Origin of the sequence: Pseudoxanthomonas broegbernensis, assembly GCF_014202435.1 — a bacterium.
GTDB classification, from domain to species: domain Bacteria; phylum Pseudomonadota; class Gammaproteobacteria; order Xanthomonadales; family Xanthomonadaceae; genus Pseudoxanthomonas; species Pseudoxanthomonas broegbernensis.
The window spans coordinates 697,897-721,395 of sequence record NZ_JACHGU010000001.1; the positions used below are offsets into that span (position 1 = coordinate 697,897).

Annotated in this window: 29 protein-coding genes; 6 read left to right on the forward strand and 23 right to left on the reverse strand. The window is 65.3% G+C overall.

Annotated elements, in window-relative coordinates; genetic code table 11:
- The first annotated feature begins 71 nt into the window (after window positions 1-71).
- Together HNR76_RS03035 and HNR76_RS03040 are read left to right on the forward strand one after the other, a co-directional pair.
- On the forward strand, window positions 72-1,409 hold the full coding sequence (locus HNR76_RS03035; protein ID WP_162311419.1) for a DNA methyltransferase: 1,338 nt from the start codon (window positions 72-74) through the stop codon (window positions 1,407-1,409).
- Between the two features lie 254 nt (window positions 1,410-1,663).
- Complete coding sequence (locus HNR76_RS03040; RefSeq protein WP_162311420.1) at window positions 1,664-2,137, forward strand: JAB domain-containing protein; 474 nt, start codon at window positions 1,664-1,666, stop codon at window positions 2,135-2,137.
- Here the strand turns inward: HNR76_RS03040 and HNR76_RS03045 are convergent.
- The gene (locus HNR76_RS03045) at window positions 2,134-2,412 is read right to left on the reverse strand and encodes a hypothetical protein (protein ID WP_162311421.1); all 279 of its coding nucleotides are present in this window, start codon (window positions 2,410-2,412) and stop codon (window positions 2,134-2,136) included. The two genes, HNR76_RS03040 and HNR76_RS03045, sit on opposite strands and share 4 nt — an antisense overlap.
- A 39-nt stretch (window positions 2,413-2,451) precedes the next feature.
- Window positions 2,452-2,949 carry a MarR family transcriptional regulator gene (locus HNR76_RS03050; RefSeq protein ID WP_162311422.1) on the reverse strand — a complete coding sequence of 166 codons (498 nt, stop codon included), beginning with the start codon at window positions 2,947-2,949 and terminating at the stop codon, window positions 2,452-2,454.
- Window positions 2,950-3,333: 384 nt separating this feature from the next.
- Between HNR76_RS03050 and HNR76_RS03055 the strand changes: the two genes are divergently transcribed.
- Window positions 3,334-3,594, forward strand: coding sequence for a hypothetical protein (locus tag HNR76_RS03055; protein ID WP_162311423.1), 261 nt, complete (start codon window positions 3,334-3,336; stop codon window positions 3,592-3,594).
- Here the strand turns inward: HNR76_RS03055 and HNR76_RS03060 are convergent, their stop codons facing one another.
- The 21 genes from HNR76_RS03060 to HNR76_RS03155 all read right to left on the reverse strand — a co-directional run bounded on the left by HNR76_RS03060 (window position 3,595) and on the right by HNR76_RS03155 (window position 20,746).
- Window positions 3,595-4,830 carry a hypothetical protein gene (locus HNR76_RS03060; protein ID WP_162311424.1) on the reverse strand — a complete coding sequence of 412 codons (1,236 nt, stop codon included), beginning with the start codon at window positions 4,828-4,830 and terminating at the stop codon, window positions 3,595-3,597.
- A gap of 298 nt (window positions 4,831-5,128) precedes the next feature.
- Window positions 5,129-6,754 carry a tyrosine-type recombinase/integrase gene (locus HNR76_RS03065; protein ID WP_162311425.1) on the reverse strand — a complete coding sequence of 542 codons (1,626 nt, stop codon included), beginning with the start codon at window positions 6,752-6,754 and terminating at the stop codon, window positions 5,129-5,131.
- 176 nt (window positions 6,755-6,930) lie between these two features.
- The gene (locus HNR76_RS03070; protein ID WP_162311426.1) at window positions 6,931-7,209 is read right to left on the reverse strand and encodes a DUF6953 family protein; all 279 of its coding nucleotides are present in this window, start codon (window positions 7,207-7,209) and stop codon (window positions 6,931-6,933) included.
- Window positions 7,210-7,708: 499 nt separating this feature from the next.
- Complete coding sequence (locus HNR76_RS03075; RefSeq protein ID WP_162311427.1) at window positions 7,709-8,461, reverse strand: DUF5343 domain-containing protein; 753 nt, start codon at window positions 8,459-8,461, stop codon at window positions 7,709-7,711.
- A 301-nt stretch (window positions 8,462-8,762) separates the two neighbouring features.
- Window positions 8,763-9,068, reverse strand: a complete 306-nt coding sequence (locus HNR76_RS03080; protein ID WP_162311428.1) for a hypothetical protein — start codon at window positions 9,066-9,068, stop codon at window positions 8,763-8,765.
- A gap of 171 nt (window positions 9,069-9,239) precedes the next feature.
- Complete coding sequence (locus tag HNR76_RS15550; RefSeq protein ID WP_281383360.1) at window positions 9,240-9,362, reverse strand: hypothetical protein; 123 nt, start codon at window positions 9,360-9,362, stop codon at window positions 9,240-9,242.
- Entirely contained in the window at window positions 9,359-10,117 is a 759-nt protein-coding gene (locus HNR76_RS03085) for a hypothetical protein (RefSeq protein ID WP_162311429.1), read from the reverse strand. The genes HNR76_RS15550 and HNR76_RS03085 overlap by 4 nt, the downstream gene beginning before the upstream one ends.
- Before the next feature lie 82 nt (window positions 10,118-10,199).
- The gene (locus HNR76_RS03090; RefSeq protein ID WP_162311430.1) at window positions 10,200-10,502 is read right to left on the reverse strand and encodes a hypothetical protein; all 303 of its coding nucleotides are present in this window, start codon (window positions 10,500-10,502) and stop codon (window positions 10,200-10,202) included.
- A 17-nt stretch (window positions 10,503-10,519) separates the two neighbouring features.
- Window positions 10,520-11,908: a phage terminase large subunit gene (locus tag HNR76_RS03095; RefSeq protein ID WP_162311431.1), complete on the reverse strand. Its 1,389-nt coding sequence runs from the start codon at window positions 11,906-11,908 to the stop codon at window positions 10,520-10,522.
- Window positions 11,898-12,317, reverse strand: a complete 420-nt coding sequence (locus tag HNR76_RS03100; protein WP_162311432.1) for a hypothetical protein — start codon at window positions 12,315-12,317, stop codon at window positions 11,898-11,900. The genes HNR76_RS03095 and HNR76_RS03100 overlap by 11 nt, the downstream gene beginning before the upstream one ends.
- Window positions 12,314-12,904, reverse strand: coding sequence for a recombinase family protein (locus HNR76_RS03105; protein WP_162311433.1), 591 nt, complete (start codon window positions 12,902-12,904; stop codon window positions 12,314-12,316). The genes HNR76_RS03100 and HNR76_RS03105 overlap by 4 nt, the downstream gene beginning before the upstream one ends.
- Window positions 12,905-13,522: 618 nt before the next feature.
- Complete coding sequence (locus tag HNR76_RS03110; RefSeq protein ID WP_162311434.1) at window positions 13,523-13,747, reverse strand: hypothetical protein; 225 nt, start codon at window positions 13,745-13,747, stop codon at window positions 13,523-13,525.
- Window positions 13,748-13,762: 15 nt separating this feature from the next.
- The gene (locus tag HNR76_RS03115) at window positions 13,763-16,264 is read right to left on the reverse strand and encodes a primase-helicase family protein (protein ID WP_162311435.1); all 2,502 of its coding nucleotides are present in this window, start codon (window positions 16,262-16,264) and stop codon (window positions 13,763-13,765) included.
- Window positions 16,191-16,529 (reverse strand): hypothetical protein, encoded by a 339-nt coding sequence (locus HNR76_RS03120; protein ID WP_162311436.1) that lies wholly within the window; start codon window positions 16,527-16,529, stop codon window positions 16,191-16,193. The genes HNR76_RS03115 and HNR76_RS03120 overlap by 74 nt, the downstream gene beginning before the upstream one ends.
- Window positions 16,526-16,822: a helix-turn-helix transcriptional regulator gene (locus HNR76_RS03125; RefSeq protein ID WP_183982081.1), complete on the reverse strand. Its 297-nt coding sequence runs from the start codon at window positions 16,820-16,822 to the stop codon at window positions 16,526-16,528. Before HNR76_RS03125 ends, HNR76_RS03120 begins: the two co-directional genes overlap by 4 nt.
- The gene (locus HNR76_RS03130) at window positions 16,812-17,165 is read right to left on the reverse strand and encodes a hypothetical protein (protein ID WP_162311438.1); all 354 of its coding nucleotides are present in this window, start codon (window positions 17,163-17,165) and stop codon (window positions 16,812-16,814) included. The genes HNR76_RS03125 and HNR76_RS03130 overlap by 11 nt, the downstream gene beginning before the upstream one ends.
- Before the next feature lie 81 nt (window positions 17,166-17,246).
- The gene (locus HNR76_RS03135) at window positions 17,247-17,930 is read right to left on the reverse strand and encodes a hypothetical protein (RefSeq protein ID WP_162311439.1); all 684 of its coding nucleotides are present in this window, start codon (window positions 17,928-17,930) and stop codon (window positions 17,247-17,249) included.
- A 1-nt stretch (window position 17,931) separates the two neighbouring features.
- Window positions 17,932-19,206 carry a tyrosine-type recombinase/integrase gene (locus HNR76_RS03140; protein WP_162311440.1) on the reverse strand — a complete coding sequence of 425 codons (1,275 nt, stop codon included), beginning with the start codon at window positions 19,204-19,206 and terminating at the stop codon, window positions 17,932-17,934.
- A 284-nt stretch (window positions 19,207-19,490) separates the two neighbouring features.
- Window positions 19,491-19,757: a hypothetical protein gene (locus tag HNR76_RS03145; protein WP_162311441.1), complete on the reverse strand. Its 267-nt coding sequence runs from the start codon at window positions 19,755-19,757 to the stop codon at window positions 19,491-19,493.
- Between the two features lie 12 nt (window positions 19,758-19,769).
- Window positions 19,770-20,087 (reverse strand): YkgJ family cysteine cluster protein, encoded by a 318-nt coding sequence (locus HNR76_RS03150; RefSeq protein WP_162311442.1) that lies wholly within the window; start codon window positions 20,085-20,087, stop codon window positions 19,770-19,772.
- A complete protein-coding gene (locus HNR76_RS03155) occupies window positions 20,084-20,746 on the reverse strand; it encodes a class I SAM-dependent methyltransferase (RefSeq protein WP_162311443.1) in 663 nt (220 codons plus the stop codon). Before HNR76_RS03155 ends, HNR76_RS03150 begins: the two co-directional genes overlap by 4 nt.
- Before the next feature lie 211 nt (window positions 20,747-20,957).
- Between HNR76_RS03155 and HNR76_RS03160 the strand changes: the two genes are divergently transcribed.
- Genes HNR76_RS03160 through radA form a run of 3 tightly spaced genes read left to right on the forward strand, consistent with a single transcriptional unit; the run spans window position 20,958 to window position 23,473 of the window.
- A complete protein-coding gene (locus tag HNR76_RS03160; RefSeq protein WP_162311444.1) occupies window positions 20,958-21,227 on the forward strand; it encodes a hypothetical protein in 270 nt (89 codons plus the stop codon).
- A 16-nt stretch (window positions 21,228-21,243) separates the two neighbouring features.
- Window positions 21,244-22,101 (forward strand): hypothetical protein, encoded by an 858-nt coding sequence (locus tag HNR76_RS03165; RefSeq protein WP_162311445.1) that lies wholly within the window; start codon window positions 21,244-21,246, stop codon window positions 22,099-22,101.
- On the forward strand, window positions 22,082-23,473 hold the full coding sequence (gene radA, locus HNR76_RS03170) for a DNA repair protein RadA (RefSeq protein WP_425501807.1): 1,392 nt from the start codon (window positions 22,082-22,084) through the stop codon (window positions 23,471-23,473). The genes HNR76_RS03165 and radA overlap by 20 nt, the downstream gene beginning before the upstream one ends.
- Window positions 23,474-23,499: the final 26 nt, after the last annotated feature.

Consider the following 23,499-nt stretch of genomic DNA (forward strand, 5'->3'; position numbering starts at 1 on the left):
TGGGATCGAGTGCTGGGTCCACCCCGAATGATGGCGCCGACCCTCGCATTTCGCGAGCTAGGAGAACCGCCATGACCAACCGTACCGCCCGCCGCTCGGCTTCGAGCACCCGCACCGCCCGCCGCTCGGCTTCGAGCGCCCGCACCACTTCGACCGCCCGCTCGGGGTTCGGGAAGGGGCGGCCTCGCCATGCCTCGCCGGTTCCGCCGGCACCCGGCTCGCTCAACCTGGGCAAGTTCCAGCTGGACACCGCCAACAAGGGCAACGGCATCACGCTGCTGCGGACGCTGCCGGAGAACGCGGTCAAAACGGCGTTCTTTGATCCGCAGTATCCGGGCGGCGTGAAAAACTGGAAGAAGCTGCGCGCGAAGGGCAACAACATCCAGAAGCGCCGCGCGGAGCTCCCGCAGATGAGCGAAGCAATCATCGAGCGGTTCTTCCGCGAGCTGGCCCGCGTCATCGCACCGTCGGGGCATGTATTCCTGTGGGTGGACAACTTCCACGCGCGCACCGGGATTTCGCACTGGATTGAGGGCACGGACTTCGAGATCGTGGACAAGATCGTCTGGGCCAAGGGTATGACGACTGCGGAGAACGGCGCTGTTGGCGGCAGCGGCAAGATGGGCCTTGGCTCGCGAGCACGGCGCAGTTCCGAGGAACTGTTCGTGCTTCAGAAGCTCCCCAAGCGGGTCGAGGGCTGCTGGACGCGGAAGAACATCCGCGACGTGTGGATGGAAAAGGTCGATACGAAGGCGCACGTCCACGCCAAGCCGATGGAACTTCAGAAGGCGTTGATCGAAGCCACCACGCAGCCTGGCGATCTGGTGCTCGATCCGTGTGCAGGCAGTTTCAGCGTGATGGACGCGGCGCATGCGCTTGATCGCCGCTTTATCGGCTGTGATCTGGGAGGCGGCAAGCGCCGCCCGGTCATCGCAACCGAGCAGGAGCTGGCGGAGGCCATGCGCGTCTCGAAGACGGGCACCGCAGCGAGGTGCCGCGCCAAAGCGAGGCTGATGTCGGTGAAAGCGGCCGAGACAGCGGCAGCCAAGCCGAAGCGTTCGGCGGCGGTTCGGCCGAAGCCGGTGGCGAAGCGCAGGCCCTCCGCCGCGGCCAAAAGTGCGTCGACGGTGTCGCGTGCCAGCACGTTGAAGTCGGTGGCCAAGACGCGGCGCGCAGCGCCGGCAAGGCCGAAGACAACCAGGAAGGCGGTATGCAAGGTCAGCCCTCCCCAGCTTCGGGCGTACACATTGCCCCGCGACCTCCTGGATGGCGACTCCTTCGTCCTGGTACCCATGCCGGTTCAGGTCCTCGACATGCTAGCGGCAAACCAGGCGGCGTGGTCCAGTTCCTCTACCCCGCCTGGTCGGCGTCCGGGTGCCCGGACGCTTGCGGGACCGGTCGCCGAATGAGGTCGCGGATCGTGCCAGTCGCTCAGGATGGCGGCGCGTGGCGTCGTCATCCCTGGGCGGAACCGTGTAGCGTGAACCTTGCCGTTCCTTGCGTCAGCGGCACCACGTCGCCGAGCGCGGCCAGTGAACGACTGGCTGCGCACTCCGCAAGCGTTAGCTGCTCCACTTCGTTCCGCCCCTTCGGGTGCGGGCTGCGCCGGTCGCCAGTCGTGTGGCTGGCCCACGGCGGCGCGGTGCTGCTGCGGAGAAGCGAAATGAACGGCAAGGCTCACGACACGCGGATCGACTACCTGCCCACCGAGGCTGACATTCTCGGCCAAGCGGAGAACATCCTGCGCAAGCGACTGGAACGGCTCGGCAAGATCACCGACCCGACGCAGGCTAGCGATTTCCTGCGTATGCGCCTGGGTGGCTTGGAACACGAAGAGTTCCACGTCGTGTTCCTGGATACGCGGCACGCCATCATCGCCGTCGAGGCCATGTTCCGGGGCACCATCGACGGTGCGGAAGTCCATCCGCGCGAAGTGGCACGCGCGGCCCTGCGGCACAACGCGGCGGCGGTAGTGCTGGCGCACAACCACCCTTCGGGAAACCCCGAGCCGTCGGCGGCGGATCGCGCGCTCACGGCGCGGTTGAAGCAGGCCCTGGCACTGCTGGACATTCGCGTAATCGACCACATCGTGGTCGGCGAAACCTGCGTCAGCCTCGCGGCACGGGGATGGGTCTAGGCCCATCCCTCCGCATGCCAGAACGGCGGCTCATTCGCGGGCAGGCGCGGGTACTCGTAGCGCAGGCCCGCCAGAAAGCCTGCACCTCGCGAAAGCAGTTCGACTGGCGACGCAGCTTCGACAAGCGTCATTGCGCCAAAGCGGCCGAGGCAGAAGACGGATCGGCCGGCGTGATGGCGGTGGAAGACGTGCGCGGGATCGGCATATCTGGTGGAGAGGACTTCAGCGATCTGTTGTGCGAGTGCGTCGAGTTGCTTTTCTGTCGTTTCGTTCATGGGTGCGTTCCTTGGTAGAGGTTGGAGCGGTTGAGGGATTTAGTGCCGGGGCGGTTCCCAGTTCGGCGACATGCCGAGCTGACGCAGGGCCTCAATTCCCGCAGAGACGCTCGCGGGGTAGTTGCGTGCGACGGTATCGAGCCCTTGTTTGGTGATGATCTGGGGATTGAAGAACTGCCCCTCCGGCATGTTTAGGATGATTCCGGCCGCCTCCAGTCGCGCGAGCGCTTTCGAGACGGCGGGCTGCTTCACGCCCAAGCGCGCGGCTAGGCCGGCTTGATTCACGCTGACCAAGTTTCCGAACCGGGACAGGTCGAGCAGGAGAAACAGGAGCGCCAGCGCGGTGGAGGTCAGTTGGCGCTGCTGGATGATGGTCGAGAGTGAGCCGGTGAAGCACAGCGCAAACGGGTTGATCGGGTCGATCTGTTTGCGCTTCTTCGAGACATGGACTTGGACTGTGCCGGGGGTGTCGTCCCGCTCTTGGACGGTTTGGATGGCGCTGTCAATCTGATCGCTGGTGTTGGTATCAAGGGGCATGGGGTGCGAGGCGTGTGGGGGTGTCTCCGTTGTAGGAAAAAGAACGAGGATGTCGAGTCGTGATGGCGTGTGTATGGAATAAGACAGAGGTTAGAAGCGTAGAAGTGAAGAACTAAGAGACAGAGGTGCAAAAGAGCAGAGAAGCGAGAAGCGCCTGCTTTCTAGGGGTTTCTCCCCGTCTCGTGGTCAGCCGAATATTCCCCGCTGGAATATTTGCCACGCGCATGGAGAGGAATATTCCCAACGGGGAACGCGGCCATCACGCGAGCATGGGCGGTAGCGGCGCGTGGACACATCGTGTCCACTGCGCACCGCCGCCAAGTGGGAGCTTGAGAATCTGGCGAGATCGGTTATTCGTGGTGCCCCAAGTACGGAGTCAAGCACATGACCGACGAAAGCAAGACCACACAAACGCTTCTGCGCGCGTTGTTGAAAGAGATGGAGAAGTCGCTCGCCAAGCCCAAGCCGTATGAGCCGGATTTGGACAACTACAAGACCCGGGTCAACGTGAATGAGTTCGAGCGCGGGCAGCGCGGAGGCAATTGGTGGGATGACGACGAGAGCGGTGGCGGCGACGAGCCATTCGGCTTGGACCTACGCCCCACGCCGGCACCGAAGACGCGAGCGAAGCGTCGCTCGCTCTGACTACCAGCGCGGCTTCTGGGAACGACGTACCGTCGGCGCAGCTCTTGGAGCCTGGGTGGGAACACGGGCGGCGAGACGCACTGCGATCTTCGCGAAGCGCTCTGCCGCCGTCGGCGGCAGGGTCTTGATCTGCCGCACAGGGCGCGACGCCGCAGCCGCTTTGACGGCTACCGCGCCGCTTCCGCTTCGCGCGTTCCCGTAGCGCTGTTGCGTTCGATCACTCGCATGGCCCAGCCATGCCGCAACCCCCGCGCGCCCTTGCGACGCCTTCGCGTCGCTGGCGCGGGCATGGCGATATGCATAGGGCGACAGACCTGGCTGTACTTGGCGCATGGCGCGGCGAACGGCGCCGATATCTGCTGCTGTGGCGGAGAGGTTGCCTCCCGCTTCTTCGACATGAGCACGCAGCAAAGCAACCGCCAGCGCGGACTGGCCGCGCCCCGTCGTGTCAACCTCCAGAACTCGCAACGGCTGGCCGCGTGTCGCGTCAACCTTCGCGCCAGCCACGGCGAGGCGCAGGCCGGTGCCCGTGGTGTCGAGCACGACACCACGCATAAGCTCTGCGGGACGGATGCCGAAAATCGCGATCGCGAGGCTTAGGCGCTCAACCCGGCTGCAGCGTTTCGGCTGACGCGCCAGCGCGACAAGCAACTGATCCGGCGTTGGAGCGTGCCGGCCAGCCTTCCGTTTACTCCTACTCGGCGGGCGCTTCCCGGCGGCGCGCAAGGCCGCCGCCTTGGCCGCCCAGGTAGGGCGGTTGGCGTCGAGATACAAGGCGCGAAACACGACCGCCCGCTCGAACGCCTGGCGAGTGAACTTTCGCATGGCTTCGGGTTCCTTGGCCTTCCGAGCCGCTTCGGCCAGGGAGCGCAGCCGGGCGATCTCTTCCGCCTCCACCCACCGGCAGGCCGACCGGAGCCGGTCGAAGTGGGCGCGGGTGCTAGCCACTTCCAGCGGCGTCGCACCCGCAGCCCACAGCCGCGCGTGGTCGCGCCTGTAAGCGGCACGGCTGGCCTCTGAGGGGTTGGCCCCGCTGGCGGCCGCCTCGTCCAGCACGGCGCGCACGGCGCGATCCATCGCGACCCCTGCGGGGGTACGCAGGCGTGCCCCCTCGGCCTCAGCCCGGGCGTGCGCCTCGGCCAGTGCGTCCGCGTATCGCGTCCGCAGGCCATCCGGCAGGCCCGCCCCTGGGTCTGGCTGTCGTTCGTCGGTGGTTGGCGTGCTGTCGCTCTTCATCCTCCCCTCCATCCCAGACCCACTGGGACGGCGTAGCCGTCCCGTGTCGCCGGGCGTTAGCCCGACGACAGGCCCCAGGCTCCCGCCTGTGGCCCGCGGTCATCGCTGGTGCGCTGACCGTCGCCCGGGTCGCTCCCGCTTCCCCCTGCGTCGCTGGGCGCGACACAGGGGCCGGGCGGCCTCTCTACGCCCCGTTGCTACGCGCCAGGACTTCGAGAGGGCACATTGTCGAGCAGTGCCACGGGTGGCACGCACCACAATGTGCTTCAGCTCGATCTTGCGGACGGAACCCGGTCCGTCAAGCGTCGTCGAGGATCTGGAGCGTCGTCAGTAGCGCAGTACGGTCTGCTTTCGACATGGACTTGACCAGCGCGGCAAGTTCCTTCGCGCCCTTCGGTGCGGCCTTCGCCTTGCCTGTCGAAGACTTCCTCTGCGTGGTCGCGTCCTTGTCTGCGGCTTCCAGTCGCGCGCCAGTCGAGGGGTCCAAGTGGGTGTACCGTGCGAAGGTGCGGACGTCCGAGTGCCCAGTAATCTCCATCGCCTGACCTTGCGGTAGGATCGCCGAGATCTCCGTGGTGCGTGTGTGCCGCAGATCGTGCAGCCTCGCGTGCGGCACTTCCGCGCGCTTCACGGCACGGACGAATGCTTGGTAGAGCGTGCTCCCCGAGATCGGCTTGCTGGGATTAGTAGGCGCAGGGAACACAATCCCCTCAGTCGGTGGGGGCGGCTCCAGCTTCGGTCGCTTCTTACCCTTCAACTTCTTCTCTTTGGCGACGTAGTACCGCCATGGCTTGCCCTGGAACTCCTTCGGCGTCTGGTCGAGGTCATACCACGGGTCATACAGCCGGCGAAGGATGGGCTCCACGATCGGGAGAACTTGGATCGTACGCTCGCGGTAAGCACCACGCTTCGGCGTCTTAGTACCGACGAACACAACCTGCGGGTACTTCAGACCGTTCTCAGCCGTCGGCCAGGTGAAGTGCTCCCAGCGCAGTTTGGCGATTTCACCCTTGCGTGCGCCCGACCAGCGCAGGAACTGGATGCCTGCCCAAGTGGCGGTGTCGAGCAGCGACATGGCGTTCTCCACCGCCTCGTACTCGGCACGGGTGAGGGCGCGAGTCATTGGCTTGCTGGTCGACTTGATCTCGTACCCCTGCCAGGGGCGCTCCTTCTTCATACCCCAGTAGAGCGTGGCGTGGTTCCAGACGCAGCCCAACAGGGCGAGAATTCGACGCTTGGTGCCGGCAGCTGCAGGCTTGTAGCGCGGCGCTGGCGTTTCGCCCACCTCCTTCGCGCGATCCACTTCCTCTGGTGTCGGTTTGATCTTGCGCCCACGCAACACCGGCAAAAGGCCGTACTGCGGGTTCACAAAATCATCCATGCCCAGGTCCGACACCTTCTTGTCCATGACCGAGGGGCGGTTCGACGAGACTGCCACCTCGTCAGCGCGCAGGATGAGGTTGCGGATTTGGCCCGCGTCCTGGATGGCCCCTTTGCGTGGCTCCAGCGATCCTTCCGGCAGAGGATTGCCTTGCGCGTCGTGTAGCTCGCACGCTTCCCTGACCCATGCGTTGAGCATGTCGCGGAGTATCCACTGGCTGGCGACATACTCCGGCGGCTTATCGAAGTAGTGGAGGAACTGCTGCTTCTGGCCGGCGAACGCCTTGGCGTCCGCCAGCGCCCCGGCGCGATCCTTGCCCTTCCCCAGCTTCTTGGCAGAGGTCGTGTCCGGGATGTACGGGAAGATCTTGCGGATCGTGCCCGCCCTCTTCTCTGCCGGCTTGGCCTTACGGCCTCCGAGGCGGATACGCACCTCGAAGTACGGCCGGCTGGTGCCGATGTGGCGCTCGGTGATGTTGCGCGCGACCGTGCGCGTCTTTTCCTTCTTGGCCGACTGCTTGCCCTGCTTCTTGACCGCAGACATGCTTACCCCGGTGCGTGTGTTGCCACGGTGTTGCCACTATTTGGCGACAGTACGCACGAAATGCAGGAAAAACGCAATACGCCGTATCATTCGTAATGATGAGGTCGTAGGTTCGATTCCTATTTCCGGCACCACGCTACAGCAGGAAGGCCGCCCCCGAAGGGGCGGCCTTTTTGTTACCGGACCATCCGCTTGTCAGGCGGATCAGACTCGCGGCGTTGCCGCCACGTCTGCGAACTCCGACTCCACACCACGTCGTCAGGCGTCAGCTCGCGGAACGCTTCAAGGATGCCCTTATTGATCCCCCAGTTTCGCTGGCGGTTCTTGTAGACGTGATGCTCGCCGAAGGTCATGCGTATGCCGCGCGCAGCGGACGATTGCACCAAGCGGTTTTGCCGCCGGTACTGATCGAGCATCCACCGCGCTACGGCCTTCTCATCTTCCGAAGGGGTCATATATCACCTCCGATGGCCTGTAGAGGTGTCTTCGCCCAAGAGGGACGGGAGGGCGCCACGACGGACGCCTCCCGGGTGCTGCGCTTAGCCCGGAGGGCTGCGCCAATGCTGGCAGACGTACTCCAGACGGCCCTTACGGACCCGGGTATACGCGCACACATGCACCGTCTTGGCGTGGGACATAAGTCCTCCTGCAAGCCGGGTTTGTGAGGGCGATATCGGTATTCCGGGTCCCAGGGGGTATACTCCCTGTGTTGTACGGGCCGCGGAATCGGCAGAGGGACACCCTCAACTGCCATGCCGTGATGCCGGTACGGAGGTTCGGAACATCGTTGTAGGCACCCTTGCCGGGGTGTTTCCAACTCCGAACCAACCGCACCAGCGTTTTGCCTACCTAGCGCCTCAACTCAAGCCTGTTTCGCGACGGGGAACTTGAGTTGGGGCGTTGCTTTGTCTGGGCCACCCACGGCGGTAGTCAGCGGGCGGCCGCGATCTAATGTCATGACGATTCATCCTCCTCTTCCGCTTCCTCCGGGACCTCTTCGGCCATCGTGTCGCGGTAGTTCTTCAAGATGAACTCCGTCATCTTGATGACGTTCTCCCACTGCTTCTCCGTCATCTGTCCCGGGAGGTAGATGACGCCGTCTTGACCCCCGAAGATCGGGATGGGGATGGCCACCATGTCGGCGCGCGGGGCCTTCGGCTTTGAGGACTCATGCGGGGAGTGGACCGGAGCATGGGGTGCGACGGGTGGCGTCACCGCCGCCTTCGTCTTCCGCTTCCCGTTCCCGCTGCCGGTAACAGGCGGTACCTTCGCATGAGGGCTGACAGCAATGCCTGCCTCCTTGGCCGCCGCGAGGAAGAAGGTGATCGACTTGCTGAGAGTCGATCCGCTGATCTCGTATTGGCGGAACTGGTCGGCGAGCTGTGAGGTGGTCGCGCTGCGGAGATTGAAGGTCCCGTCAGTGATAGCCCCGTAGGAAGATTCGACCATTTCCTTGAGCAGGGTCTTGGATTCCTGCTCGTCCGCCGCAATGAAGTTCTCCAAGCGTTCGGTCGGGGTGCCGTCGTCGTTGACCAGCTCGAACCATTTGAGGGTCGCAATAAGCGCGGACTTCTCCGAGCCCGAGCGCTTGCTCAGGTAGCTGCGGTCGATAGCCGAAGGCATGACGTCATGCTCCTTCAGCTCGCTCATGAGATTCAGGAAGCTGCGGTAAGACGTGTACGGCGGCTTGACGGTCTTGTCGTTCATAGGGAACCCCTCGTCCGTTTGAGAATTTCGGACAGGCGCAGTTCACCACAGTCCCCGGCCTCATGCAACACCCTGGGCGATGGCGGCCAAAAAGGACCAGATGCCATGAAATTCAAATTCTCGGAATCTTTCGCAAACTATTGATGCGAAACGGTATTTCTATTATGTAATGTTTGTGCGCATCTCACTTCATGCGACAGGCGGGATTGTCCCGCCTCCGGAGAGCGGGTCTAGCTGCGCGAAACTGCCGCCCTCCGAAGGGCGTGGCACGGTCGGAACGGCCGTTTGTATGGTGGAGTGGCTACGGAAAGATCCACCGCGGACTCTCGCCCAATAGGGACCGCGGCGCGAGTCGCCAGCCGCGGGAGGTCTGGATGCGCCCGGCCACGAGGCCGTCCAGCGAGTCCGGCCGCAGCCCGTGTTCCTCCCGCATTTCGAGCTTGGTTCGGGAGACAATCCGCCCGGACGCGACGTGCTGCCAGCGGTAGGTGCGTTCGTCGCGGTTGAAGCCCCGGGCGCGCTCCCGGTAGGCCGGGTCCGCCCATCGAGCCTTCATCTGCGCGGATATGCGCACGCGGTAGTCGGGATCGGCCCATAGGCGGGCCATCGTGGCGCGGCTCGCCGCCACCTGACGAGAGACAGCTTCCCCCGGCGCGGTCGCCCCGTCACCGTCGCCTACGGCGTCATTCCCATCCGCGCCGGGGGTCGCTGGTTGGTCAGGGTGCCCCGGCGGCACGAGGCGGGCGCGACACGTCACCGCCGGAACACCCCGATTCGGTCAGCGACCGCGGCGAGTCGTCGCCGCGCGCTTCTTCATCTTGTTGGCCGTCGCGTTGCGCTCGGCCTGTTTCTTCTCGTGGACCGCCTTCGCCTTCCGGACGTTGGGGACCGCGCCTTTCATGCTTCGTCCTCCTCACCCGACGCTTCGGCGATGGCCCGGGCGGCGAGCTGGTTGCTCAGATTGGCGATGGGGTCGGCCTTGCCGCGCACGAACTCGTCATTTGCCGCGCGCGCGGTGCGCTCGGCCAGCAGGACGCCCTTGAGCTTGGCCGTGACCTCGGCGTGTTGCGCGCCCCACACCCTCTCGGCAAACGCCGCCACCGAGAACGGGCGGCGATCCGAAGGGCGGCGGTCTACCACGGTCGCGACCGCGGCAGCCAGAGGCATGTCCCCGGTGGCAATCGCGGTGATCGCGGCGGTTTCCAGCTCGACCGGGCCTGCGCCTTCGAGCTGCGTTTGATACTGCGTGCGCCGGGCATCGCCCAAGGCGACACGCCCGAGCATCTGCGCGGGCGACTGGCACAGGGTCAGCAGGAACGCGGCATCGGCGGCGACCTTCGCCAGCGGGCGCAGGAGTTCCTCCCGCTGGCCGCGGCTCGATTCCACGATGGTCAGGCGGAACTTGGCGATGCGCGAGGCGAGCTGACGGCGCGCGAACTGCTTGGCGACGGCGCGATTGGCGGAGTCCGTCTCACGGACGAGGTCGTCACCGTCGCGGCTGAAACGGTCGCGGGCGTCGGCGACCTGCTGCTGGATGTTGGCGATGCGCGCACCAAAGGCGGTGGCGAGTTCGGCGGCGCGGTTCGCGAGCCGGTCGATGTTCTCCACGGTCAGCGGAACATCGGTGGGAATGGTCTTGAAATTGACGTTCGGCATGGGGGCTATTCCTCAGCGTGCGGCCCAGCCAGTGGGACCGCTCGCTCCCGACCATATGGACCGGATTTGCCCCGCGCGAGTGTTATTTCTTGGGTCGGTTTACTTCTTCGGCTGGAAACGGCACGCAACGTATGGAATTCGTGGCCTCGTCCAATTTGCAGTCCATCCGCTCGAATCGTTGTTGAATCTGGCGGTTTCCGTGGCCGTTCGCGCGAAACCGCGCGGGCTGCTCCACCTCGACCCGCACCGGCGGCTGCGCGCGCGGCGAGTAGGTGCCGACCTTCGCCCGCTCCAACGTCTCCCGGGCATTGAACAACTCGCGCTGCGCCGCCTGCGCGTTACCGATCACGAGGGCCAGCATCAGGTACTTGTAGGAACGTCGCATCTTGGTCTCCTCCGTTGTCAGACCCACACCACGCGCTCATCGCGCGGCATCCGCGGTCCCGGCGTAAAGCTGGACTGCTGGACGCGCCCGCCGGACTCGCCCGCGATCGCATAGCTCGTTGCGTCCAATGCGTGATCGTTCGCCTTCGTGTCCACGTCGTCAGGGATGCGCGAATCGCGCGGCAGGCTCGGGACCGTCGCCAGCCAGAACCGGCACCGCGACGCCACGAAAAACTCGCCGTTCACCATCAACTGCTTCAACTGCTCGAAGCGCGGCACGCGCGGGCCTTTCCTCGCCGGGCTCACGCGAACACCCGCGGCCCGGAACAGGTCCGATACGCTCGCCTCCATGCGCCCAGCGGTGCGCGCCTCCGCCGCGGAGTCGATGACGCCCCGCGCGCGAACGCCGTTCCGACGCGCCACCTCGTGGAGCTTCGGCGCGATCTGTCCCGGCGTGCGGCCCGTCCCGCGGGCGAGGTTCCGCGGATCGTATTCAACGTGTTCGTCATAGATCACCCACGCCCCGCGCGGCATCACGCGGTCATCAGGCAAGCGAACGTCCACGGCGAGCTGCCCAGCGAGAACCGCGGCCATCGGCGCGGCGCTGCCCCAGTCAATGGACAGCTTCAACGTGGCGAAGAAATCCGGCGGAACGTCGTGGTGGTCGAACACCATCTTGCCCGCGTCCCATATTCCTTGGAAGAAATCGCCGACCATTTCCTCCCACCGCCCGTACCTCATGGCCTTGTAAAGCGCCGGGTCCGTGCGCGCGAGAATCTCGAAGTTCTTGCGGTACGCGGTGGGGAGGTGCGGGTTATCGTCCAAGATGGATGGGGCGTACACCCACGTATTCCCCTCGAACTCGAAAGGCATCCACGGCTCGCGGCCCGTAACATACCGCTCGGCGAGCGCGCCGTGATTCGAGCCGCCCGGATTGGCGGCAAGCACCATGCGAAGTGGAACGCCCGTGCCGCGCAACGAAAGGCCGAGTTGGTCGATGACTTCCATCGTCGGCGCTTCGCCGCTTTCGTCGCAGCAGATGAGCGAGAAATTCATGCCCTGCGCAACGTCGGACAGCGCGGATGCGGATTCGACGTGCGCGAGCTGGATCACCGCGCCGTTCGGGAGCCGGAACACGGCATCGTTCTGGTTGTAGGCAATGTCGCGCCCATAGGCAGAGCGAAGCAGTGCGCGCAGCTCCTCGCCGAATTGGAGAAGCGACTTCAACCGGCGGCGCGTCACGAGGACCCGGGCGCGGTTCTTGTATTGGTCGCAGTGGCGGAGGATCAGGAATTGCAGGGCCATCGACTTGCCGCCACCGCGGCCGCCGCCGAGAAAAACAAAGTGATCCTCCGGGACGGACAGGACCTGCGTCTGGAACGGCGTCGGACGAATCTCAACGCTCATGGGTCAGGACTCCCGGCTGCTGCTGGACCGCGATCACCTGCGCGTACTCGGCGGGCGACAGCGCCGCGTTGATGACGATGGCGACGCGGGGCGCTTCGGCGTTGCCGTCACCGCGGTTGAGCTGGAACACGCGGTCGGCGAGGAACTCGGCGGCGCGCTCGCTGCCGTCGGCCATGCGCGTCTTCATGAAGGCGATCACGTCGCCCGCGCCGTCAGCCCGACCTTCCTCCAACGCCAGCGCGAGCGGCGACAGCTCGCCGTCGTCATCGTCGGCCTTCAACGCCTTCCATACCTTCGGCGTCAGCCCAAGCACGCGGCGGATGGTGTGTTCACGCGTTCCCTCCCGGGCGAGTATCCGCACAGCGTCAAGGTTCTGCGTGGTCAGCGCGGGGAGCGTTTCAGTGGTCATGCTGCCATTGCCTTCTTGATGCGATAGACGACAGAGACGCCGACGCCCGTCTGCCGCACGATCCGGTTGACGGGCGTCTTTGCCTCTAGGAGTGCGACGATTTGCCGCTCAGTGGTAGGCCCCACCTTCGGACGCCCGAGACGCGAGCCGCGCCGCCGCGCACGTTCTAGGCCCAGTAGCGTGCGTTCCCGGATCAGGCCGCGCTCGAACTCGGCGAACGCGCCGACCATGTTGAACATCAAGCGCCCGACCGGCGTGGACGTATCCAGCGCCATGTTCTGGACGAACAGCCCGACGCGGAGGGCATCCAGCTCCGCGACCATGCCGACCAGGTGTTGCAGGCTACGGCCCAGCCGGTCAAGCGCGGTCGCCGCGACCATGTCGAACTTGCCGCGCGCTGCGTCCTTCATCATGGCGTCCAGCGGGCGCTTGTCGCGGCCCTTCGCACCGCTGATGCCTTCGTCCGTGTACTCGGCAACGACTTCGTGACCACGCGCGACAGCCCAATCCCGCAGCGCGAATAGCTGCGTTTCTACGGACTGGTCTTTGTTGGTCGAAACGCGGGCGTAGAGGGCGACACAGCCCATGTACCGTCTCCTGTCGGATCGTCTCACGATGTTGTGAGACGGATCGACCATACTGGAGACGCATTCGGAAATCGACCAATAGGCGAGGTTTCAAAGTGCCTTTCCACGGGTCCATGAAAAGCCGTCTCTGCCGACGCCATTTCCGGATACGTTTTCGGAATCTTGTTGACTGGCAGCAGGGCGGCGCTGCGCCCATGCCTCCCGCCCAACGAGCGAATCGGGCTGCGGAGGGGGTCGGTACGTGGCCGGTACGGGGGGCGGTACGCTTTCGAGCCACGTAGTAGTGGGAAAGTACCGACCGTACCGACCGTACCTACTACTTTAGGAAAGATAGAGAAAAGCGGTCGGTCGGCGCGCTCACCCTCTGGGCAGGGAGTAGGGTCGCGGGCATTTTCGCCGCCGGTCGAACTTCTGGGCGGTTCGGTGGGTACGGTCGGTACGTTTCCACGAAAACCCCATAGAAACGGGGCTCCCGGACGTACCGCCAACGTACCGACCCCGGTACGTTTGCAGAAGGGGCCGGTACGTCTCACATAGGGGGTGCGCCTACGTGGTCGGCGCGGCGTCTCGAATCGCGGTGGCGACTTCGCCGAGGGCTTCGCGGAGGCCGTCGAACGTCTAGCCCTGCAAGGGGTGGTCGGTGCGGAGCGTGTCTTCAAGCCCGCCGACCGTCTCGGCGAGGGTGAGTGTGTGCTGCGCGATGGCGAAGGTGGCCGCAGCCCGGGTCAGTTGCAATGCGGTTTCGTCGCTATTCTGTTCACCCGCCTTCTTCAGCGCCTTCTTGATTTCGATGAAGGTGTGGACGGCCACGGTAGCCGGATTGTCGTCGGTGCCAATTTGCATGGTTCGCTCCATTTCTTAAAAGGGCGGCTTCTCGTCGTCGCCGCGGCTCGGGGGTGCAACATCGAGTTCATTCTGCTGTGGGATCGTCTCGGATTCAGCGACCGCAGGCCACGTCGCCGGGAACTTCGCGGCGTCCCACTTGGTGCGCATCGCCGCGAGCGAGGGCAGTAGGAACCCGCGTCCGCCGCCACCGCCGCGCCGGTACTTTGTCGCGCCGAGCATGGTCATCAGTTCGCTCACGTCGTTACCGGAGACGTGTTGTTCACCGTGGCGAGAGCGGAGCCAGACCGATGCGGCTATGCGAAGGCTGTCCGTCGAGACAAACGGCCCCTTCTCCGGCAGGTTCTTAAGCTCGGGGAATTCGCCCACGCAAAGTAGGTCGTACAGGTAGGCGTCGAGTCCGGTCAGGCTGGCGACCTTCTGGCGCATCAGCGCATCCGTCTGCGGGACGCTCCGGCGTGGATGCCAGTCGCGCAGATCCATCGCGAGGAGGTCGAACAGCATTGCGGCGAGTCCGCCGCCGTCGAGTTCGGCGACAAGCGCGTTCCAGTAGGCCTGGTCGCCTTGACGCGCGCCGGATACGTCGAAGACAGCGAAGCGGCGTTCGTCGTCACCGGCAGGTACAACCCATTTTTCGTTGGACGCCATGACGATATGGAGGTAGTTCGGCGACATGACCGCGTTTTCGCCCTTGCCTTCGATCAACAGTTGCGGCTCCGTGACGAGCCCCTTGAGCCGCGATTCCGCAGCCTTGTCGCCGGGCGCAATCGCTTCGTCCGCGAACATCAGGCAGCAGTCGCGCAGGTGAAGGTTGAAATCGCCGGTGAGGTGCTTTGAACTGCGGATGTGGAGGCCGTGTTGCCCGAATAGGTCCTTGACGGCGCGCGCGAAGATGCCCTTGCCGACGCCCCGACCACCGCGGAAGACAAGCGCCACTTCGGCCTGACGCGCCGGGTTCTGGACCGCCCACGCCGTCCAGCGCAGGATGTAGTCGGCGTGTTCGTCGTTACCGTTGGCAAGGACAGCGCGGACGTGTTCGCGCATCTTCGACCAGTCGCCCGGCTTCGGCTCCATTGCCCATCCGCGCCATAGATTCTGGAAGCCGTTGATCTCGGCCTCTCCACCGGGGCGGAAGACCAAGCCGCGAATCTCGCGGCGGTGTTCGTGGTCAAGCCACCAGTCACCGCGCTTCATCAGCTTGGGCTTGCCGTTGTCGGAGAAGCCGACCACGACAGTCTTGTTCCGGTAGCGGTTGCGGAAATCCTCAAACGATTGCAGGTCAACGACCAGCCGCCCGGCGAGGTCGGAATGCTCATCGTCCGGCTCCACCTTCACCCACGATAGGACACGGACCTTGCCTTGTACGACAACGGCGTGGAGGCGATTCATTTCCTCCAAGATGGTGTCGTTGTCGGCAGCGTCGGCTTCCGCTTCGACTTCAGCGCGGGCCTTGCGTACCTGCATCCATGCGTAGGCCGTCGGCTTCTGCTGGCGGTGGACATGCGCCGCGCCGCCGTTGTTCTTGTCGAGGATGGCGGCTGCGATTAGTTCATCAGGGACCCCGGCACGGGCAAGCCCGCAGCAGACCGCCCACGTCGCCTCCGATCCGGACCGATAGATGCGCTGGCCGTTGTCATCGGTCAATTGCTCGCCGTGTACCAGCGCCTTGAGGGCTGCGCCCGGGAGCACCTTCCCGTTGGTCGTCGCCCACGCTTCGAGTTCGGCGACACCGTAGGGGCCAGCCGGGACCGGGACGGGCTTCTGCGTGGCGCGAGGGGCCTTCCTGCTGGCGGGGGCTTCGGCGCGTGCGGTCGGGGCCTGCTTGAAGGCGGCGAGCGGATACGGCTCCGCAGCGTGCCAGTCATACAACCTCGTCGGAGCCGGTTCGCGCCCCTTCGCCCGCTTCTTCGCGTTCGGCCAATTCGTCAGCCCGCCGGGAAGGCGCATTATCCTGTCGATGTTGTGCGTTGCGTCGCCGCCGAGCTTGCGGGCGAGTTCGATGTTGTAGCGTTCGGCGTCTTCGACCTTCGCCGGGTCGCCGTTCAGTTCGATGGGCTCCGCAAGTCGCCAAAAGGCCTGCCATCCGCCGCCGCTGTCGATGATGAAAGACGGCGTCGGGATGCCGTCGGCGGCGAGTGAGCCGTTCAAGCGCTTGCGGATGCGCTCGCGCTCGGTGGCGAGGTCTTCCCCGGCGCGCGGGTCAAGGTCCACGTACAAGAATTCAACGCGGGCAATGTCGGCCTTCGTCGCCTTCTTGTCGATTGGGCGAATCGTGGGGTTTGGCGACCAATAGATATTCTTGGTCTTGTTCTCGTCTCTCGCCCATTGTGCGGCGTCGGCGGCGCTGACGAGTGTTCGCCCGGTGGTTTTTCCCGTAGCAGGATGAATCGAAACAAGTAGCCACGGACCACCGGGACGCCACAGGTTCAAGAAGTCTTCAAGCTCACCCACGCACCACCCCCTCACCACCAACAAGGCGACGGCGGAAGCGGAGGCGGTGCGCAGCGTCGAGGTCATCGACCGCCGCAGCGAAGTCGCGCGTGAAGGCAAGGCTTGGCTTGGCAGCGAGTTGGTTGGTCAGTTCGCGCTTCCGTTCGTGGATCAGCATCGCCGATACCTCGGCGAGCCTGGTGAGCCATTCAAGCGGAACCGTCGGACGGCGCGTCCATGTGTTCAACGTCGAGACGCGAACGCCCATCGCTTTTGCGACGCGCGTCTGTGTACCGGCGGCAAGGAGGGCGGCAACAAGCAACGGGTGCGGTTCGGGGCGGCGCAGGATCATTTCGCCCCTCCAGCCTTCGCAACCGAAGCGGCGGCGGCATGTTCGTGGTTGTTACTCGCTCCCCACTGATCCAGCTTCGCCTTGTTGTAGCGGATCAGACGCCCGAAGGTGGAAAACTCCGGTCCACCGCCATCCTTGCGGAGCAGGTCAAGGTTCTGCGGCGACATGCCCATGTAGTCGGCGGCTTCCTCGCGCGTCATCCACTCTTTCGGCGCCACGCGAGCGAGCACCGCGGCTTTCAGGTCAGCGAACTGCTCATCAGTCAGCAGGGCGCGCACGGCATCAGTCGTCATCGCCGTCCGCCTCCATCTGGGCGAGCTTCAACGCGACGCGCAGCCGGAACTCGAACACGGACATGCCGTGGACGATCCACCATGCACGGTCGAGGTCGAGCAGCTTCTCAATCCACTTCGGATTGCCGATGCTGGTCGCGGGATCGTTGGCGCTTTCCAGAACTTCGATGTAGCGGCGCTGGGCCTGTTCTTGCGCTTCGTATTCGATGCGCGAAAGCAAGCCGCCGGGAATCGCGTCGCCGCGAATCCACGCCAAGACCTTATTCACTGGAAGCCCGAAAATCTGCGCGAGCTTCGGAGGTTCGCCGCCCGCGAGAATGTAGGCGGATAACAGCGGGTTCATGGTGCTTCCCGTCCATCGAAAAGTGCGATGGAGGGGAAGTTAGAGGCCGAGAAAATACCGAAAAAGCCCCCGCGAATTAGATTATTTCCCGACTGCTGCTCGCTGCTTGGCGGCCACGTTCCGTAGCCACTGCTTGGCTACGGACTTTTTGTAGATGGTATCCACAATGCGCCATACGATTTCAGCCGCAGCCGCAGCCGCAGCCGCAGCCGCAGCCGCAGCGGAGTATTCGGGTGCGGCGCGATACTTGCGACCGCCTGCCCCGTAGCCGACAGCGAGCATCAACGACATTAGCCATGCGCCCATCATGGCGCCGGGGCTCGCTGGGCGTCCGGCAGGTTTGCTGATGCGGGCGAGGATTACTTCCAGCCTAGCCGTTAACGTGTCGTGCTCGTCATCGGACACGATACCGTCAGCGTAGAGGGCGTTCAGCTCGGCGACGGCGGCGCGCAGACTGCTACCGCGCGCGTTGTTCTCGTCATCTGCGTAGCCTGCAGTCGCGAGTTCCGACAAGTTGACTTCGGGGTTAGAGCCGGACACGGTCAAGTAGTCGATGACTTGTCGCGCCATTTCTGAAGCGCGGCCCGGCTTGATGCCGAACTCGGCGTGCGCCTCCGCCCAAAGCTCAAGGCGCGCGGCGCTGCCCGGTATCGCGGCGGCGGCGGCTTCCACCTGGTCCAGCAGCTCGGAGAGGTCCGCCGGTGCGGATGCCTGCCGGGCAATGTCGCGTTTCGCGGATTCGCGGGCCTGTTTCCGGGCGTCCACGTTATGCCGCCTTCTTCGCTGGGGCGTGCCTCTTCCCCGTGGGCTTCTCGCCACAGAGAGACAGCAGCTTGTCGGTGACCTGCTGCATCGGCTTCCGGAGGCGTTCGACTTCGGCGGAAATGTAGCCCGCGGTCACGTCCTGCTTGTCGGGTAGCGAGTGATTGACCAGCATTTTGATCGCATACGGCGAGAGGTCGAGCGATTCGGCGACGGTGATGAAAGTGTTGCGGAGCCCGTGAACGGTGAAAGGGACCGGAAGCACTTTGACCGTTTCGCCCTCCTTGTTCTTCTTGGGCTTTTCCGGTTCCGCGATGTGCCCGTGCTTCTTCTTGCTGTTCGCAGGGAACACCCAGCCCGACGCGGGATACAAAGCCTTCGCGTGTTCGCAGTCCCGGCGGCGCTTCAATAGGGCCAGCAGGAAGTCGGACAGTGGCAGGTAGAACGGTTCCTGCGACTTGGGCAGCGGGACAAGGATGGCCTTGTTCGCGAAGTCCACGATGGGCGCGCGGGGGAATGCCGGGTCGGGCTCCCACCGGACGGCCTCGGCGTCAGACCGACGTAGCCCAGAGAACAGGACGAACAGATGCCAGTCGCGCCGGATTGGGTCTTGAAGGTCGTTGATATAGCCGTACCACGTCGATAGTTGGGCGCTCGGGATCGCGGCCTTGCGCCGCTTCTCCTTGTATCTGTCCACAGCAATGACGGGGTTTACGCCCAAGTCCTCGTGAACCTTGAGGGCGGTGTTGTAGACGGCGCTGAACACCCGGAAGGTGTGGTTGGCGACATAGGGGCCGTTCTCGGTGCCGATCTTCTTGTGCCGGTCGCGGCAGTCGGCCCGGGTGATTTCGCTCAGGGGGCGCTTGAGCCAGTCGGAAAGATACTGTTCGGAGAGGTAGCGGTAGTCGCTTGCCGTCCGCGGTGCCAACCCCCGGTTCGATGTGAGATGCGTTTCAAGGGCGTCGCCGTAGGTGACCGCACCCGGCTTCCGGCGCTCCTGATTCGGGTTGATGCCCTTCGTCATCTGGAAAAGGAGGGCGCGGGCCTCCTCCGTCGCCTGCTTCACGGTCAGGACGCCGTAGCGGCCCACTGTAGTCCGCACCGTCTTCCCATTCACGTCGCGCTGGACAAAGAAGGTCTTGGCCTTCGCGCCGACTAGGAGGCCGAAGCCCTTGAGGTCGGTGTCGAAGTAGAGGCGTTGGCGTTTCGCGTCCCCGGGCTGGACGAGGGGAAGCGCGGACACAGAAGACTGGGTGAGGCGTAGAGCGCTGGAGGTCATCGGGCACCACCGGATTAGTAAGGCAGTAGTAAGGGCCGCGGTTAGGCCCGGATAGCCGCCCTACTAACTCTATAGGGCGGAAACGCCGTAACCATAGTGGCTCTCATGCCTTATTAAAACCCTTTAGGTCGCCGTAGAGGCCGGGGCTAAGGATTCGTAATGCGTAGGTCGTAGGTTCGATTCCTATTTCCGGCACCAGTTCAACGACAAGGGCAGCCCCATGGGCTGCCCTTGTCGTTTTTGCCGTTACCCCGGACGTGCAGGGTACGTCGTCGCCGCTCAGGTCACAGGCGGCTCTTGGACGGCGAGGCGTTGGCCGGCCGCGGCGGCGGGGATGCCTCGTCGTTCGGGACGATCTTCTTCAGGGCCTGGGTGACGCCCAGCACCTCGATCTTCCCGCCGGACTTGCGGAAGGCGTCGAGGTCGGCCGCGATGCGCTCGTGGGTGAGGGTGGAACTGTCCTTGCTCTTGCGCGGCGCGAAGGCGCGGTTCGTCTTCGATGCGACCGCTGGCGACGGAGGAGTGGGCTTGGCGTTCTTCGGGCTTGACATGTGAATCTCCGGTCAGCAGAGCCGCAGCGGGATGCCGCGGGTATTGCAGTCGAGGTAATCCGCGCGCACCGCGCGGCAGTAGGGGCCGGACATCACGAACCGGCGGCAGACCTGCGGGCGCGTCTCGTAGATCGAGCACCGCATGTGCGCCGAGTCCACCGCCACGCACCAGCCTTCCGGGTCGTGCGCCATCACTTCCAGTCCGGCCTGGGTGATGGATGTGAGGTGCGTCGGGATGCGGTCTTCCGGCTGCAGCACGACCGTGAGCCGGCAGCAGACCGCATCGCAGCGGCCACACAGGGTGGTCCTTTCCGCAACGGCGGCGCTCATGCGGCCGGTCCGCGCGTGTAGTGCAGCATCCGGCCGCGATGTGGCGGCGGATCGGTCTCATCCATCGGGCAGCGCCGCGCCTTCATCCCGAACCCGCGCGCGGCGAGCATGCGGCTGAAGCGCGAGCTGTTGCCGCGCCCCGGATCGGCCACCACCACTTCGGCCAGGGGCAGCGCGTGGCGCTCGACGACCGTGTCGATCAACTCGGCATGGCCGCGCTCGTACAGCACGTCGCTGGCGATGATCGCGTCGAAGCGGCCGAGCGTGGGCAACGGCGTGTCCCAGCGCAGTTGCCGGTAGTGCAGCGCCGGAAGGTCGTTGAGCGCGGCGTTGTAGGCCAGGAACGCCTCGGCCAGCGGATGCGCGTCGGAAGCGATGACGTTCGCGCCGCGTTTCTGCAGCACCAGGCTGGCCAGGCCTATCCCGCAGCCCAGTTCCAGGATGCGCTTGCCCTCGATGTCGAAGCGCTGCATCGCCTGCGCCAGCAGCAGGCCCGCCGGCCACACCTGGCCGAACAGGCTCCACTGCGCGGAAGAGATGCCGATGCGTTCGCCATGGCCGTCGGGATCGGCGAACTGCTGGGTATCGCTGAGCACGCGCAGGAGATACACATGGCCACCCACGGCGTGTTGTACCTTGCGAACCCGGTAGCCCGGCATGATCGCTCCCAAAGGGGCACCGTCCCGAGGATCGGGGGGGATGCGTGAAGGAAAGCGCAGCGAGCGACGGTGGAAGCGGTCGGATGGGACGCGCGCGACAACGAAGTTGGACGCCTATCCTACGCGATGGCAGCGTAATGGATCGTTACCGGCGGAAATCACCGCTCGGCGCGGGTTTGGCGCATACTCGGGTGCCTGGTGGAGCGCTTTCATGTCCAAGCAACAAATCGCACTGTTCACCTTCACTTTGCGCAGTGGAGGGAGCATCGGGCCGGCGGCGTTGCGCGAAATATGGAAGCGCGCGAGCGGCACGGACGATGTGAGCGTGGGGCGCAAGGTCCTGCACGGAAACGAAGGCAAGCCCGTCTATACCTTGTACGCCTCGCAGGGGCTGGCCGACCTGCGCGCCGTGGAAATGCGCCTGCGCGGCTTGCTGGAAGCGGCGCACCTGAATGCATCGCTGAACGTATTGCACGCCTGATCGCCGTCTTGCGGGCTTGAGCCAGGCGCACGCGCGCACGCCGCCCGCCCTCCCCCTGCAGGACTTCGCGCCCATGGCTGGCAGGTGGCGTCTCATCGCCTGCTACGGCCCTGCGTATCGTGGGCAATCCGATCCGCACGCCCACATCGCCATGCATTCCCTATCGCGGAAGAACGAGATCCTGTCCGTCCTCCAACGCGAGGCCGGCCGGCTCGGAGTGAAATCGTTCGACGAGCCGTGGGCCGATCGCGCCGAACGCCTGGCCTGGCGCCTTTACCTGGCCGGCCTGTCGCTGCTTCCCGTGGGCGTGTGGATGTACGGGTTCGGCGGGCGGTTCCTGCCGTTGCTGCTCGCCGTGACGGTACAGATTCTCGGGTTGGCGGGTCTGCTTGCCGGTTTGGTCGCCGATGTCCTGCGGATGGCGACGCTGTCCCGCGCGGAAGTGCATTCGATCCTGGCGCGGCATGACGCGATGGCGCGCAAGGCACGCGCGCTGGCGGCCCGTTTCCCCGGTTTCGACGACTGGGACGTGCTGCACGCCGCCGTGCTCTCCTGGAAGGACCATCAGGTCCATCGGCTGGGTTTCGTCCTGGCGGTGCTCGGAATCGTGCTGTCGTTCTGCCTGTCCATGGCGTCCCAGGTCCGCGGCTGCGATGCGACCGGCCCGTTCGATGCGATGCGCATATGGGTGATGCAGCAGGGGGCGGCGTGTTCTTGGCATGGCGCGGGCGCGCTACTCTTCTGCAGCGGCCTGGCCGGCGCGCTTCTCGCGTACAGGCGGTGGCGCCGCGCCGCCACGATGGCGGAGATCCTCGGCCAGACGAAAGAACTGCATCCACAGGCAGGTGCCAAGCGTGTCCAAATCGAAAGCTAGAACCGCCTACGTCTGCGGCGAATGCGGCGCCGAATACAGCAAGTGGCAGGGCCAGTGCGGCGAATGCGGCGTCTGGAACACCCTTTCGCAGGTGGTGCTGGAACCGGCCGCGGCCACCAGCGCCGGCGCGGGGCAGGCTGCCGGGCGCCGTGCAGGCTGGGCCGGCAAGGTCGACCCGCCCAAGGTCACCGCGTTGAAGGACGTCGGCCATACGGCGGAGACGCGCGTTTCCACCGGCATCGGCGAACTGGACCGGGTCCTGGGCGGCGGCCTGGTCGAGGGCGCGGTGGTGCTGGTCGGCGGCGATCCGGGCATCGGCAAGTCGACCCTGCTGCTGCAGGCGGTGGCGAGCATGGCCGCGCAGTTGCCGGCGCTGTACGTCACCGGCGAGGAGTCGCTGGCCCAGGTTGCCGGTCGCGCACTGCGCCTGGGCCTGCCGCTGGACGGCCTGCAGGCGCTGGCCGAGACCGGGGTCGAATCGATCCTGCAGCATGCCGCGAAGGCCGGGCCGCGCCTGATCGTGGCCGACTCGGTGCAGACCCTGTGGACCGAATCGCTCACCGCCGCGCCGGGCTCGGTCAGCCAGGTGCGCGAGAGCGCGGCGCGGCTGGTGCGCTATGCCAAGGAGACCGGCACCGCGGTGTTCCTGGTCGGCCACGTCACCAAGGAGGGCGGCATCGCCGGCCCGCGCGTGCTTGAGCACATGGTCGACGCGGTGCTGTACTTCGAGGGCGAGAGCGGCAGCCGCTTCCGCGTGCTGCGCGCGTTCAAGAACCGCTTCGGCGCGGTCAACGAGCTGGGCGTGTTCGCCATGGGCGACAAGGGCCTGAAGGAAGTGCCCAACCCTTCGGCGATCTTCCTCTCCGGCAGCGCGCGCCAGCCGGGCAGTTGCGTGATGGTCACCCGCGAGGGCACCCGGCCGCTGCTGGTGGAGGTGCAGGCGCTGGTCGACAGCTCGCCGCTGTCCAACCCGCGCCGGGTGGCGGTGGGCCTGGAGCAGAACCGCCTGGCGATGCTGCTGGCGGTGCTGCACCGGCACGGCGGGGTGGGGGTGGGCGACCAGGACGTGTTCGTCAATGTCGTCGGGGGCATCCGTGTGCAGGAGACCGCGGCCGACCTGCCGGTGCTGCTGGCGGTGCTGTCCTCGTTGCGCGACCAGCCGCTGGCGGACAAGACCGTGGCCTTCGGCGAGGTCGGCCTGTCCGGCGAGATCCGGCCCGTACCCAATGGCGAGGAGCGGCTGCGCGAGGCGGCCACGCACGGGTTCCTGCGGGCCATCGTGCCCAAGGCGAACGCGCCCCGGTCCGGCAGCTTCAAGGGGCTGGACGTGATCGCGGTTGAGCGCCTGGCCCAGGCGCTGGAGCACGCATGAGCGATGCGCTTCTGGGCCGCGCTACG